Annotated in this window: 9 protein-coding genes; 3 read left to right on the top strand and 6 right to left on the bottom strand. The window is 45.0% G+C overall.

Going from position 1 to position 14617, the window contains the following annotated elements; translation table 11 throughout:
- The first annotated feature begins 56 nt into the window (after positions 1–56).
- From DWU89_RS17355 to rny, 3 genes are all read left to right on the top strand, one after another.
- On the top strand, positions 57–350 hold the full coding sequence (locus tag DWU89_RS17355; protein WP_115500897.1) for a mediator of RNA polymerase II transcription subunit 21: 294 nt from the start codon (positions 57–59) through the stop codon (positions 348–350).
- Between the two features lie 5 nt (positions 351–355).
- On the top strand, positions 356–646 hold the full coding sequence (locus tag DWU89_RS17350) for a cell division protein ZapA (RefSeq protein ID WP_115500896.1): 291 nt from the start codon (positions 356–358) through the stop codon (positions 644–646).
- A gap of 110 nt (positions 647–756) precedes the next feature.
- Complete coding sequence (gene rny, locus DWU89_RS17345) at positions 757–2292, top strand: ribonuclease Y (protein WP_115500895.1); 1536 nt, start codon at positions 757–759, stop codon at positions 2290–2292.
- 454 nt (positions 2293–2746) lie between these two features.
- Here the strand turns inward: rny and DWU89_RS17335 are convergent, their stop codons facing one another.
- The 6 genes from DWU89_RS17335 to DWU89_RS17310 all read right to left on the bottom strand — a co-directional run bounded on the left by DWU89_RS17335 (position 2747) and on the right by DWU89_RS17310 (position 14460).
- Positions 2747–6124, bottom strand: a complete 3378-nt coding sequence (locus tag DWU89_RS17335) for a glycoside hydrolase family 2 TIM barrel-domain containing protein (RefSeq protein ID WP_115500894.1) — start codon at positions 6122–6124, stop codon at positions 2747–2749.
- Between the two features lie 116 nt (positions 6125–6240).
- Positions 6241–6795, bottom strand: coding sequence for a DUF3332 domain-containing protein (locus DWU89_RS17330; RefSeq protein WP_115500893.1), 555 nt, complete (start codon positions 6793–6795; stop codon positions 6241–6243).
- Positions 6796–6814: 19 nt separating this feature from the next.
- Positions 6815–8269 carry a TolB family protein gene (locus DWU89_RS17325; RefSeq protein WP_115500892.1) on the bottom strand — a complete coding sequence of 485 codons (1455 nt, stop codon included), beginning with the start codon at positions 8267–8269 and terminating at the stop codon, positions 6815–6817.
- A 6-nt stretch (positions 8270–8275) separates the two neighbouring features.
- Positions 8276–9655 (bottom strand): DUF6057 family protein, encoded by a 1380-nt coding sequence (locus tag DWU89_RS17320; protein WP_147292141.1) that lies wholly within the window; start codon positions 9653–9655, stop codon positions 8276–8278.
- 63 nt (positions 9656–9718) lie between these two features.
- Positions 9719–11374, bottom strand: a complete 1656-nt coding sequence (locus tag DWU89_RS17315; protein ID WP_115500890.1) for a RagB/SusD family nutrient uptake outer membrane protein — start codon at positions 11372–11374, stop codon at positions 9719–9721.
- Positions 11375–11397: 23 nt separating this feature from the next.
- Positions 11398–14460, bottom strand: a complete 3063-nt coding sequence (locus DWU89_RS17310; RefSeq protein WP_115500889.1) for a SusC/RagA family TonB-linked outer membrane protein — start codon at positions 14458–14460, stop codon at positions 11398–11400.
- Positions 14461–14617: the final 157 nt, after the last annotated feature.

Here is a 14617-nt window from a genome sequence, read left to right as displayed (position 1 = left end):
CTGATTGTTGTTTTATTCAAATCTAAAGTTTACTTTTGTGTAGAATTTGGTGTGAAATGACCGAAGATCATAAAAGATTGTTGGCTGTATTTGAGGTTAGAGTTCGTGATTTGATGGAGCTTTGCGACAAGCAAAAACATAGAATCGGCGAGCTCGAAGGTTTTTTGGTTCAGAAAGAAGAAGAACTTCAGCAGGCGATAAAGACGATCGAAGAGTTGAATACCAAATGTGATAACATGCTGACGGCGCGGGTTGTTTCCGTAAACGAAGGAGAAATGAAAAGCGCAAGGATGCGGTTATCGAAGTTAGTGCGGGAAGTAGACAAGTGCATTGCACTATTAAACGAATAGAGGCGATGGACGATAAATTTCTTATACATGTAGAGATAGCCGGTAAAAGTTATGGTATCAGAATCGACCGGAGTGAGGAGCAGGAAGCCCGTAAGGCTGTCAAGCAAATCCGGATGAAGATGGACCAGTACCGGAAGAAATATTCCGAAGTGGATGTAAAAGATTTGTTAGCCATGGTGGCCTTTCAACTATCGGTGGAGAACGTGAAGTTGGAGGAAAAGAATGACACAAGTCCCTTTACTGAAAAGATACAGGAACTGACCGATGAACTGGAAAGTTACCTGAAGGATAAATAGTTGTAAGAATTAAGAAGATGCGTTTCCGCACTGCTTTGCATGGTATATCCATGTGAGGGTAGTGCTTTTTTTGTATATAATAATATAATAGAATTTAAACTATAAGTAAAATGGGAATGAGCATAATCATAGCACTGGTAACCTTCATCGTTGGGGGCTTGCTTGTGTGGTTCGTGATGAGAGTCCTTATGAAGTCGAGGTATGACGCCGTCATACGCGAAGCTGAAAAGGAGTCGGAAGTAATGAAGCAGAAGAAGCTCCTTGAAGTAAAGGAGAAGTTTCTTCATTTGAAAGCGGATCTGGAAAAACAGGTTTCCGCACGTAATTCAAAAATCCAGTCGGTTGAGGCTAAGTTGAAACAGCGTGAATTGAGCCTGAACCAGCGTCAGGAAGACCTGCAACGCAAAAACAGCGAAATGGATGCCGTCAAGGAAAACCTGGCTGCCCAATTGGAACTGGTTGATAAAAAGAAACAGGATCTTGAGAAACTGCACCAGCGTGAGATCGAACATCTGGAAACCCTTTCCGGACTTTCTGCCGAAGAAGCAAAAGAACGTTTGATCGAATCATTGAAAGACGAGGCCAAGTCCGAAGCTACTTCCTTCATTAACGAGATCATGGAAGAAGCCAAGATGACAGCCAACAAGGAAGCGAAAAAGATCGTTATCCAGTCTATTCAGCGCGTAGCTACCGAAACGGCGATCGAGAACTCGATTACCGTATTCCATATCGAATCCGATGAAATCAAAGGCCGTATCATCGGCCGTGAAGGACGTAATATCCGGGCGTTGGAAGCAGCTACCGGTATTGAAATCGTGGTAGACGATACGCCTGAAGCAATCGTGTTGTCCGGCTTCGATCCGGTTCGCCGCGAGATTGCCCGCCTGGCTCTGCACCAATTGGTACAGGACGGACGTATCCACCCGGCCCGCATCGAAGAAGTCGTGACGAAGGTAAGAAAGCAGGTGGAAGACGAAGTGGTGGAAACTGGTAAACGTACGGTAATCGACCTTGGTGTACATGGCCTGCATCCTGAACTGATCCGTATGATCGGTAAGATGAAATACCGTTCTTCTTACGGACAGAACCTGTTGCAGCATGCACGCGAAACAGCCAACCTTTGTGCCGTAATGGCATCCGAATTAGGACTGAACCCGAAGAAAGCAAAACGTGCCGGATTGTTGCACGATATAGGCAAGGTGCCTGATGATGAACCGGAATTGCCGCACGCAATCTTAGGTATGAAGCTCTGTGAGAAATATAAAGAGAAACCGGATATCTGCAATGCCGTAGGCGCTCATCACGACGAAGTGGAAATGCAGACGTTGCTGGCTCCGATCGTACAGGTTTGTGATGCCATCTCAGGAGCCCGTCCGGGTGCCCGTCGTGAGATCGTAGAGGCTTATATCAAACGTCTGAATGATCTGGAACAATTGGCACTCTCTTATCCGGGTGTCGTAAAGACATATGCTATCCAGGCCGGTCGTGAACTCCGCGTGATCGTAGGGGCTGACAAGATCGACGATAAGGATACCGAAAATCTGTCTAACGAAATTGCAAAGAAGATTCAAGATGAAATGACTTATCCGGGACAGGTTAAGATCACGGTTATCCGTGAAACCCGTGCGGTAAGTTACGCTAAATAGTTTTTTTCATTTAAGATTGATTATAATAACGTGTGGGCTGGTCTGTGGAAGATCGGCCCATTTTTATTTCTTGCCGATAGCCAGCTTGTAGGATTGAAATTAGTTATACGCTTGACGCATAATCGCAGTAGGGCAGGCGGTGTCGGCCATCCTAAGAGAAAGCGGAGCTTTCTAAGAAAGGCCTAAGCGGGCAGGCGTCAAGCGGAGGGTAAAGGTGAAGCGTCCGGAGCCTGCGCTGTTTGAGCGAAGCGAGTTTCGCAGGCGACAGCGTAGCCTTTACCCGGAGTAGCCTGGCCGATTAAGCCTTGATCTTTTGGTTACTTTTGGATCAATCCAAAAGTAATAACTAAATCATCATTTATGAATGAAAAAGAGGAAAATGCCTTATGAAAAAGAAAAAAGCTGCTTCCGGTTGAACCGGAGGCAGCTTTTAGTATGGTTTAGCAAGGTTGCTTTATTTATAGCTGTAACCTGCTTTCTTTTGTGCACCGTTGGCATTTGTGCCCGGGATTAAAGTGAAGCCCCACTTGTATTCCTGGTCTGCCGGTAAGGTGTATTCAGGTTCGGGACGTGAATACCAGCTATCATAACCGGCCAAGCCCTGTTGTTTGAGGTCAACACATACTTCAACGAAGTTACGTGGTGTAATGTCGTTGATATGTGTCTGGCGAGGTTTGTCGTACGGACCGATTTCCGGGCGGTTGGCAATCTCTTCCGGTGTGAAGTTGTTCCACTGGTACGGACGGTTTGTCGTCTTGCCGGCATCGAAATCTTCTACGGAATTGCGCATGGCGTTAAATTCCATTTCGTCGTCTGCCACGATCAACAGGTTCTTACCCTTGCCACCCAATGAGATCCAGCGTGTATCGCAATGATGGCCGTTTTCCTGCGGGCGTACGTATGGGAAGTATTGTGCTTCCGCCGTGCTCTTATACTGTCCGATCGGATAACCGGCTTTGCGATCCCAATAGTTTTCCAGCGGACCGCGGCCGAAGTATTCTAACTGATCCATTGTCACCGGCAGGCGGAAACGTACACCGATACGCGGAACAACCATCTTGTCACGCTCGCTGACATTACTGCGGCCCGGTGAGAAAGTTGCTGTTGCAGTCGATTCGGAAATACCGATCTTCACGCCATCCAGATGAGCCGGAGTGAAGTGGGTTGCCACGTTCATGACACCGTCAGGATAGATCTTATAGGTTACCAGGAACTGGTTGCCGGCCGGCAGTTTGTAGTCGATCTTTACGATCGCATTGCCGTCGACGATTTCGCCTGTCGCACTTGTTACGTTGAAGTTACGGCTGGAGATTTCCCATATTTCGAGACGTTTCGGGTTGCCGCTTCCGTAGTCGTTATCGTTCGGTGCGCGCCAGAAATTCGGCTGGATACCGAAACCTTCGTTGAAGTATTCCGTGCCACCCACTTTGTAAGAGGTGACGACGCCGGCTTTCTTGTCGAATACGAAGTTTACTTTGGATGAGGTCACTTTCAAGGCATCTCCTTCTTCTGATACGGCGAGCTTCGGACCACCTGCCTTGTAAGCCGCTTTCTCGGCTGTAACAGGTAATACGAACTGATCCTGTGCGATGTCGTATGCGGCAGGAATTACACCGTCCTGCTTAGTTGTTGTTACAACGAAGTTAACCGTATAGTCTACGCCAGCCTCCGGTTTCAATCCTTCTACAGGAACCGTGATTTCCTGTGAAGCCTGCGGAGCTAAGTCGAGCGACATCTTATTGCTCTTGATCACTTTATTGTTAGCCTTGACCGTGTAGCTGATCATGTAATCTTTTAGACCAGTGAAATAGAAACGGTTTGTAACCTTGAATACGCCGTTAGCAGCGTCCACAGCCTCGAAACCGATATTCTGGTGGGCATATTTCACCTCTTCCATAGCCGGATGCGGCGTGCGGTCCGGGTTTACGATACCGTTGCAAAGGAAGTTTCCATCGCTCGGCATATCCTTACCGAAGTCGCCACCGTAAGCATAATAGTCTCTTCCGTTTTCATCCTTGACAAGAATGCCCTGGTCCACCCAGTCCCAGATATAACCGCCCTGGAGGTTCGGGTATTTGTAGATTGCTTGCCACTGGTCCCAAAGGTTACCCGTGGAGTTACCCATTGCATGTGCATATTCGGAAGGTGCCACCGGCCGGTCGCTGCCGTTCTTGCCGATTTCTTCCAGCCATTTAGCACTCGGATATTGCGGCACGTACATGTCGGAGTTCCATTCCCACTGTGCACGTTCGTAGTTGACCGGACGGCCCATCATCGTTTTTTCTTTATCCTTAATATATAGATAAGTCTGATAGAAGTTATAGCCGTTTCCAGCCTCGTTACCCAATGACCAGATCGTTACGGACGGATGATTCTTGTTGCGTTCGTACATGTTTATCGTGCGGTCCATGTGCGGTTTCAGCCACTCCGGGTTGTTACCTAATGTGCCGCCTTTGCGCAGATTGTAATACATACCGTGAGATTCGATATTGGCTTCGTCGTACACATACAATCCGTATTCGTCGCAAAGCTCGTAGAACTTGCGATCCTGCGGATAGTGGCACAGGCGGACAGAGTTCAGGTTGTTCAGTTTCATCAGCTCGAAATCCTTACGCATCAGCTCTTCCGGAACGTAGTGGCCGGTCAGCGGATTGTGTTCGTGGATGTTCACGCCTTTGAACTTGATCGGCTGTCCGTTGAACAACAAGACGGTGTAAGGCTTGCCGTTACCTGCAATCTGGTTGATCTGCTTGATTTCGATGCGGCGGAAACCGACATTTTGCGGGATTACTTCCGTTACTTTGCCGTCTTCCTTGATCGTCATCAACAGTTTATACAGGTTCGGATGTTCGGCGTTCCATGTCGCTACATTATCCAATGTTTTTTCGAATGAAGTTGTCGCAATCGTGTTCGGGCTTACCCACAGCTTATTCTCGGCCGTAGCAGCCACATTGCCTTTTGCGTCCAACAATTCGTATGTAACGTCGATATCCTTCACTTTGTCGGAATGGTTCTTGATGTCCATTGCCAGACGGAAGATACCGTTTGTATAAGTATCGTCGAGTGTGGAAACGACGCGATAGTCATTCACGGCGATCTTAGGCTGCGACCACAGATATACGTCGCGTTCGATACCGCTTATGCGCCAGAAATCCTGGCATTCCAGATAGGAACCTGTGCTCCAACGGAAGATTTTCAGCGTCAGGACGTTCTTACCCGGCTGCAGGTATTTGTTGATCAGGAACTCAGCCGGATTCTTGGAATCTTCGCTATAGCCGACTTCCTTGCCGTTTACATATACATATAAGCCTGATTTGGCTCCGGCGATGTTCAGATATACATCGCGTCCGTCCCAAGTGGCAGGAATTTCGAAGTCGCGGCGGTAAACACCCACCGGGTTTGCTTCAGGCAAGAGCGGGGGCTGCGGGTTACGCGGTTTGAACTCGTATCCGTGGTTGGTATAGATGGCAGTGCCGTGTCCCTGTACTTCCCAGTTGCCCGGAACCGTGATGTCGCTCCAGTCGGAAGTGCTGACAGAAGGGTCTGTGATATTGGCCGGGAGCTTTTTGTATGAATCTACAAAATAGAATTTCCACGTACCGTTCAATAAGGAATAGAAAGGACTTTTTTCATATCGGGAGGTGAGAGCTGTGGCGCGGTCTCCATAGCTCATGAAAGAGGAGCGGGGCGCCTCTTTGTTGACGGCAACGACTTGTATGTCCTGCCAATAAGGCTTCGCCGGCTGGTTAACCGCATTGTCTGCCAACGCGGTGCCCAAGAGGAAGCAACTCAATGCTCCTGCGAACATTGTTTTCTTGATCACGTGTTTCATATGCATTTTTAATTTAGATTAGCACTTAATAGTTGAAAGTTGAAAGGTGAAAGTTGAAAGTTTTTGAATCATCGACCCCCCAACTTTCACCTTTCACCTTTTAACTTTCACCTGTTTTATCTTGCGGCGTAGAAAGAATAGCCTTCAGCAACCTGCTTGAATGCAAGTACGCCGGCCTGGTTCAGTTCTACATTCATTTCCTTACCGTCGGGCAGGAACATGACAACTTCGTCATTACCTTTGAACTGCAGCAATTTGGTTGCTTCGCCGTCTGCTTCGACGCTCCAGCTCTGGTCTACTTCGTTGAAGACAAGATCAACCGCTTTTTCTTCTCCTTCTTTCTGGATATGATAGCCGTCTTTCTTTGTCTCGATCGCATACGTACCGTCTTTTGTTTCGATTGTCTTTACTGTGCCTGCATCAGCAACAGGGTTGCTGCCGCTCCAGAATTCGATAGAGTTTAAGACCAAAACATCTGCCAATGCAGAGATTTCGTAAACCGGAACGATCCAGAATGCGATGAATACAAGCTCGTTTACAAACTTACTGTCGATGTTTCTGTTCCAATCCAACAGTTTATTGGACAATCCAAATGATCCAATACATGATGAGAATAATACACTGCTGGCAAGAGTCGTTGCCACCAATAATGTTAAGCTTTTTTTCTTCATGAATATTTAATGTTTACAGTTAATCTGGGGACGAAGATAGTAATTTATTTCGGATTAGCTTGAGGCTGTGTTCGTTTTCTGTAATTGGATTTATGATAAGTTCCGGTAAATTGAATGTTTTGGTAAATGTTTTATAGAACTCAGGATCTTTTTGAGGAACCATGAAAGGTTTACCCGCAATCCCTGTTTTCGGATCGAAAAAAGCAATGAATGGATGTGCCCAAAACCCGTCTATACGTTTGCTGCTGAACACAAACCATTTTCCGGTCGATGACCAGGTATGGAAACTCTCGACATTATCACTGTTTACTTCTTGCATGTTCCGGATATTCCCGTTTTGCAGGTTTAATAGATACAGTTCGCTTTCCGGATGCCATATTGAGAAGTTCCCATAATCGGAACAAGTAAACATTAAATAGTTCCCGTCCGGTGATACCCGCGGAAAAGAGATACTTTTATGCAAGGCTGATGCGTTGTAAACACATTCCGGCTTGCCGAAGACTCTGTTTTGCGCATCGAATGATATTTTGTACAGATCATAATAAATACTGTCCAGTGGTGTTTGTTGGGTAATGGCTTTACTTCGGCAGAAATAAAGTGTTTTCCCGTCCAGACTCCAGGCAGGGAATGTCTCCATCCATTCCGGACCGTAAATAAGGGAATCAGTAATCATCTGATTTGTTTCGCAATCCCATACGATCAGGTCCGATTCCAAGTCTGATACTTCGATCGGCTTTTTCCCCGTAGAATGGAAGAATTGCTGGATCTCATTGACCGAATAAGCGATATATCGTCCTTCCGGATGCCAGGCGGCATACGTACCGCCGTTGTTCATCCCTTCTTTCTTTATGTTTACTTTTTCTACATTCCCATTCCGGGAGATGACTGTTCCACCGGCTTTTCCCCGGATATGCAACATCATTGTTTCCGAATTATTCCGGCAGAAAGTATGGCAGTTCATACATTCCGACTTTGCGGATTTATTCTCGATGATGGGAGTTACTTCATACGAAGTCAGGTCGCGCTGGTAAATCCCCATCTCGTTCCACAGCTCATATCCGGGATATAGCAGGCGGTAAACTAAATACGGATCGACCGATTCTGTTGAAATCGTGTTCCGGATATCTTTGTATTGTATCCATTTCCCTTCTTGCCGGACACAGATACGGATGTAAAACTCTTTTCCTGCCGTTGCTGTAGTCAGGACTTTCCACTTTTCAGCGGGAATACGGACATCTGCATTCCGGGATTTTTGGGAGAAGAATACCTGTCCTTCAGAACCGATTTCGGTGTAAAAGGCTTCTCCTTCTTCTGTTATCAGGAAGTTAGGTGCAACTATATTGCAGGGAAATGTTACATCTGTATAATCCGGAAAAAGAACAGGGCTGGTGTCGGTCTGTCTGTCCGGTGAAACGCGTCCGGGTTGACAGGCTGTTAAGAAAAGAAGTGTATATAATATTATGTATCGTGCCATATTTGTTTATTGCTGGTCTTGTTGATAACGATTCAGGATTTCCTGATAGAGGGGCGGCATTCCGGGATAGGAGAAGGCCTGTATGCGCGGCAGGTTTTCGACAAACTGTTTCTGCCGGTTGCTCAATATCAGGTAACTCATCAGATATTCGAATGCCATTTGGTTGGAAGAATCCCGGTCACAGATATAGATTAGTTCCGGTCCCAGATTCTGTATATTAGAGAAGCGGGCTTTTTTATTTTCTGCATGTGGTAGCGCTTTCAGTCCTCGAATCTGGCCGGTATAAGCTATTTTCTCGTATTCTTCGGCTTGTTTCCGGTAAAATAAAGATTGTTTGAGAACCCGGATAAAGCGTAGGGCGACTTCCGGGCGTCCGTTTGCAATATTATAGCGGATCAGGTTCGTCAGGTTGGGCGCTGTTTCTCCGTTGACAACCAGTGACTCGAAGGCCCACCGCTGTGCTTCGTTCAAATATCCTAACTGTTCGTAAATATAATGTCCGTACCGGCTTTGTTGCGCGTCTCCCGTCCAAGGTAAAAAGAGGGAGTTGATGCCGTAACTTTGCGAATAGTTCAGTAAGTCATAAGGCATGCGCCCTGTCTGATAAAGCGCCATATTCCGGAAATAGTCGTTCAGTTGATTTTCTCCCCTGTATTTCCGGGTACAGTCAAGAACTTGTTCCCATTCCTGTTTCTTGAGATGATCTTCCGCTTCAAGCAATAGCCGTTCACGCATATTATAGGAATAGACGAATAGATAGAAAGTACCGGCAGCGTAGATTCCCAAACAGAGAATACTGCCACCAATGTAAATCTTTCTGTTCTTTCCGAATCGCGAGAAAAAAAGAGCGGAAAGCAGTGTTACAACACAGATTAAAATTGCAATGGCCGGATATATCCATCCCAGTGCAAAGCTCGTTAACAGAAAAAAAGGCAAGAGAGTTATATAGAATATCTTTTTAGGTAACAACGACAACATGAATAATAAGAAGAAACAACAGAAAAGGCTGGTTGCCCAACTGATTTCAAAACCAAGCGATTCAAATTGCACGAATAAGTACAAGGGAGGCAAGACTGCCAGATGCAATGGATCGTGTTTTCCTGTTAGCTGCTTGCAACAGAGTACCGGGAACAGATAAAGAAGTGACAGAATAAACGCAAATATAATTTTTCCCGTATAAGGCAGGTAGAAGAATTGGACGATGAAGTTTGCCAGATATTCCCCGAGTTTACCGGGGGTGGATAAAAATGTATCCAGGTAAGCGTGGGAAAACAGAAATAAGTTTTGTTGTTCGTGATAAGGGAAAAGATAAGCCAGACTGTCCAGGAACATGAACAGAAACAAGCCGCAAAGAGCAGTAAAGAGTAGCCAGTGAATATACTTCATAAAAGAATGAAACACGAGAGGATATGACTCCTCCCGTGTTTGTTATGACAAAAATTTAGATATTTACTTTGTCGGATATCCCGGATTCTGTACCAATGCCGGATTCAGGTCGATTTCTTCCTGTGGAATCGGGAACAGGTAGTTGTGATCTTCATATTTACTACCGGTCAGTTTGATGTTTTCTCCCTGATACAGGATACATTTCTTTTTGTTATCACCTTCCGGTGCATTCGGATCATCAACCATCATATATTTCATTCCTAAGAACGGAGCGTTCAGCACATCTTTAGCGATACCCCAACGGCGGATGTCCCATTTGCGCTTGCTACCTTCGAGAGCAAACTCAACACGCCATTCGTTACGGATACGTTGGCGGAGCGCGTCTTGCGTGCCACAATAGGTCGGTTTGCTTGCATCTGTATTTTGCAGTTCCGGCATACCGACACGGCGACGTACCTGGTTTACGGCTTCAAATGCAGAAGCATCTAATCCTGTAAGTTCATTTTTAGCTTCTGCGTAAGTTAATAAGACTTCTGCATAGCGGATTACATGCCAGTCTTTCCCCATATCCCATCCTGTCGATTGCGGGTCGATGCTCGGATCCAACCATTTTTGCTGGTAATAACCGGTAGCCGTTGCGTCGTTATGCTGGGCAACACCTGTTGAGCCACTTGATTTCAGAGGAGCTGTCTTGATTGTTACACCGTACATTTCTTCGCCGTCATGCAATACGCAAACTTCCAGACGCGGGTCGCGGTCTTTGAATGGATTTGTTGGGTCATAGGTTGTTGATTTGTCAATCGGAGAACCGTCGGCACATTCAAAAGCATCGACCAAGCTTTGGGTCGGATTGATACCTCCCCAACCTTTTGTCGGGAAGCATTCCCAACCAATCAGGTAGTGGGTAAGTTCAGGAGCATTGAATTGTCTAACCAGGATGGCCTCTTTGCAGGCTTCCTGTTCTTCCCAGAACAATTTAGCATATTGTCCTGTGTTATTGGCATCAAACAATTCATATTCACCGGAATCCATAACAGCTTTTGCTGCTTCTGCAGCCGTATCGAAATGCTTGAAATATAATGCAGCACGAGCTTTCATTGCATTAGCTGCACCCTTTGTTGCACGTCCATAATCACTGCTACCCCATTGTGCTGGCAGATGGGCGGCTGCATAGTCAAAATCTTCCATTACTTTGGCATATACTTCTTCGACCGGTGTGCGGGTGATACTTCCCATTTCTTTCAGGTCAAGAGGTTGATCCACATAGGGTACGCCTCCAAATGATTGGATAAGTCCAAAATAAATGAAACCACGTAGAAAACGAGCTTCACCCATTACAGCTTCTTTGTCAGCCTGGTCATAATCAGGAATATTGTCTATTTTAGCCAATAAAATATTGCAGGCACGAATCGCTTTATAATCATCACTCCATCCCATCTGTGCCGGATCGTAAATACCTTTTGATACATCTCCAGCTGCCCATTTGATACCGTGTACGGCATTATCGGATTCGATATCACCGTCAACATCTCCATTATATTTTCCTGGCATAACCTGGCGATATACATCAGCAATAAACATTTTTGCATCATTAGGGGTTTTCCAGAAGCTACCGTCAGACAGCTCATCATCCGGTATACGATCTAAAAAATCGCTGCATGAACTGAAGCCGAATAATGTGATAGCAAGAAGAGCTATGTATATAAAATTCTTTTTCATATTTCTAAATTATAATTTGTTGTTTAAAAACCTACTTTAAGACCGATTGATATTTTTCTTACGTTTGAGTATAAACCTCCACGCGGATTAGACGGTGCAGATTCAGGGTCTAATGAATCCATTCCAGTAATTGTGAACAGGTTTTCACCAGTCAGGAATACTTTTACGCGATCCAGATTGATCTTGTTTAATAATGCTTTCGGTATGTTATAGCCGATCGTCAGGTTTTTCAAGCGGACATAAGAAGCGTCTTGCAACCAATAAGAAGAGAATTGGTAGTTGATCTGGTCTGCCATTGTAATACGTGGATATGAGGCATTATGGTTGGTCGGTGTCCAACGATCCAAGTGGCGTTCCAAAACTTTACCTCCATTAAAGAAAGCATAAGCTGCTTCACCATTAACGTAAGCGTCTACATCAAATGCGCCTTGGAAGAAGAATGACAAATCAAAATCTTTGTAATATAAATTGGCTCCTAAACCTGCTGTCCAGCTTGGGAATTCTTTACCGATGACTTTTTTATCGTTTGCAGCATCGATTTTTCCATCACCATTCAAATCTTTGTAGCGGATATCACCCGGTTGTTCCGTTCCGGTACGAGTCGGACCTGCTGCCACTTCTTCTGGCGAATTGAACAGCCCGTCAGCTTCATATCCATAATAAGAACCGATTGGATATCCTTCCAGGAACCAGAAATTTTCTCTGTTGTCACCCGGTTCTTTTCCTTCAGTATCTTGTAAGTCTGTTAACTCATTGTGGACATAGGCGATATTGAAATTGATGTCATAACGGAAATCCTTGCCGATAGAATTGTTATGGAAAATGCTCAAATCAAATCCTGTGTTCTGCACCTGACCGGCATTCTGACGTGGAGCATCTAAGCCCAGCACTCCTTGTACAGGAAGTAACAGCAACATATCATTGGTTGTCTTTTTATAGCCGGCTAATTCAAAACCAATCTTATTATTCAGGAATGAAGCTTCGATTGCACCTTCGATGCTTGTTACTGTAGCCCATTTCAAGTCTTTATTAGCGTAACGACTTTCATAAGCCGTAGAATAAAGACTATTCCCGAACATGTAGTTTTCGTAAGCGTATGAAGGAACTGTCAGGTAGGCTTCTTCATCTTTCAACTCTTCATTACCTGTTTGTCCCCAACCTGCGCGTAATTTCAAATTACTCAACCAATCGATACTTGCATTTTTCATAAATTCTTCCTCCGTGATTCTCCAACCGGCAGAGAATGCGGGGAAAGTACCCCAGCGGTTACCGGAAGCAAAACGGGAAGAGCCATCCAGACGGACATTGGCTTCAAATAAATATTTATCAGCAAAACTATATTGAGCGCGACCGAAATATGAACGGTGGGCAATCTCATATCTTGATTCTTTGTTGGTCTGTGAAGAGGCATCCAGCGTACTCAACGATTCTTGTAATTCGTTATTACCGCCACCTTTGCGTTGAGCCTCAAGGTGTTTGTAACGCTGATCGATCTGTTCGAAACCGGCCAATAAACCTAAATCGTGTTTGCCCCATGTTTCATTATAATTGATCAATACCTGCGTCGTGTACCAGTTCCACCAGGTTTGCTTTTCATGTCCTTCGCGGAGGCCTGTAGATGCCTCGTTATTCGCCCCATAAACGATCTGTGTTTTGAAGTCTTCTTCGCTTCTTTCATCATTACGAACTGAAAATAACGCTTTGGCAGTTAAGTTCGGCAGAATATTTACCTGCCCATACAGTGTACCGTTTACCTGTTGATCCATTGTCCTTCTGAAGCCGTCACGTCCTAACATTGCCAGTGGGTTGTCTTTTCCGTGATACAGGAAATCGCCTTCTTCATTACGGACTGCTTCAACCGGAGTTGCACGGTTAGTAAATTGGGTGATACTGGCAACACTATTCCATCCATCCATAAGGGTTCCTCTATAACCTGAAACATTCAAGCCTGCAGAGAACCATTTGTTGATTTGCGAGTCTACGCTGGTACGTGCATTAAAACGTTTGTAGTTATTGGCGTCGATCAACCCATTTTGTTGTGTATAACCGACAGATGCGCTATAACTTGTTTTTTCAGAACCACCACTGATAGATATATGATGCATGGTTTCAATCGCATTTTTGTTTAGCGCCTCTTTATACCAATCGGTATTTGGGTGACCATAAGGATCTGTTCCGTTACGATATAATTCAATGTCTTCATCAGTGAAACGAAGCGGATTGTTTGGATTGTCATTGAGAGTCGCTTCATTATATAACATAGCGTAATCTGCAGAACCCAGGAATTTAGGACGCATAGTCGGAGTCGACCAACCTACATTTCCTGAATAGTTAACACGTGCCCGGTCGCCTTTTTTACCTTTCTTGGTTGTGATCAAAATAACACCGTTGGCAGCCTGTACACCGTAAATAGCGGCAGAAGAAGCATCTTTCAATACTGTCAGGCTTTCGATATCAGCCGGGTCAATCGTATTCATGCTACCCGGAACTCCATCTACAATAACTAACGGACTTGCTGCATTCACGGAGTTCTTACCACGAATCGTGATAGAACCTGTCTGTGAACCCGGTCTACCAGAACTTTGGATAGCTGTCACACCCGGCATCTGCCCTGCTAAAGCTGCAGAAACGCTGGATACAGGTCTTGTTTCCAAAGTCTCGGCTTTTACTGTCGATACTGAACCTGTCAGGTTTACTTTTTTCTGTACGCCATAACCAACAACAACAACCTCATCCAGTTTTTGTGTGTCTTCTTTTAAGTTTACCTTAATGGATTGTTCTCCATTGTACTTAATCTCCTGGGTCAGGTAACCGATAAATGAGATAACGATCACATCTCCTTTTTTAACATCCAAGACGAAATTACCATCCATGTCGGTAACTGTACCGTTAGTAGTACCTTTTACAACAACGGAAGCTCCGGCTACAGGGCCAAATTCGTCTTCCACGATACCTTTTAAACTCGCTTGTTGCTGAGAAATGCCAACTTTAGGAGTTGCTGTTTCATTGGCTGCAAACATCGTTCCTGATGAACAAAGAGCAGTAGACAACAGCAAAAAGCTGACTGGTCTTACAATTTTCAACATACTAATTGTTTTTTGTTTAATAATAATAGTCACTATATGAATAAGATCTAAGGAGGTGACAATCACCATACTTATAGACTTAACACATTTTTTTTCTTGATTTTGAACGTCCAGAAAAAACTTGCCTTCAAAACTTAACTTAGTTCTTGTAGGACTA

Origin of the sequence: Parabacteroides acidifaciens, from assembly GCF_003363715.1 — a bacterium.
In the GTDB taxonomy this organism is placed as follows: domain Bacteria; phylum Bacteroidota; class Bacteroidia; order Bacteroidales; family Tannerellaceae; genus Parabacteroides; species Parabacteroides acidifaciens.
The sequence above is the reverse complement of the archived record's forward strand: the minus strand, read 5'-3'. Positions and strand labels throughout refer to the sequence as shown.

Excerpts from the sequence above, each read along its gene's own strand:
- DWU89_RS17330 (WP_115500893.1), bottom strand. The coding sequence starts at position 6,795 with ATGAAGAAAAAAAGCTTAACATTATTGGTGGCAACGACTCTTGCCAGC.
- DWU89_RS17350 (WP_115500896.1), top strand. The coding sequence starts at position 356 with ATGGACGATAAATTTCTTATACATGTAGAGATAGCCGGTAAAAGTTAT.
- rny (WP_115500895.1), top strand. The coding sequence starts at position 757 with ATGGGAATGAGCATAATCATAGCACTGGTAACCTTCATCGTTGGGGGC.
- DWU89_RS17335 (WP_115500894.1), bottom strand. The coding sequence starts at position 6,124 with ATGAAACACGTGATCAAGAAAACAATGTTCGCAGGAGCATTGAGTTGC.
- DWU89_RS17310 (WP_115500889.1), bottom strand. The coding sequence starts at position 14,460 with ATGTTGAAAATTGTAAGACCAGTCAGCTTTTTGCTGTTGTCTACTGCT.
- DWU89_RS17355 (WP_115500897.1), top strand. The coding sequence starts at position 57 with ATGACCGAAGATCATAAAAGATTGTTGGCTGTATTTGAGGTTAGAGTT.
- DWU89_RS17320 (WP_147292141.1), bottom strand. The coding sequence starts at position 9,655 with ATGAAGTATATTCACTGGCTACTCTTTACTGCTCTTTGCGGCTTGTTT.
- DWU89_RS17325 (WP_115500892.1), bottom strand. The coding sequence starts at position 8,269 with ATGGCACGATACATAATATTATATACACTTCTTTTCTTAACAGCCTGT.
- DWU89_RS17315 (WP_115500890.1), bottom strand. The coding sequence starts at position 11,374 with ATGAAAAAGAATTTTATATACATAGCTCTTCTTGCTATCACATTATTC.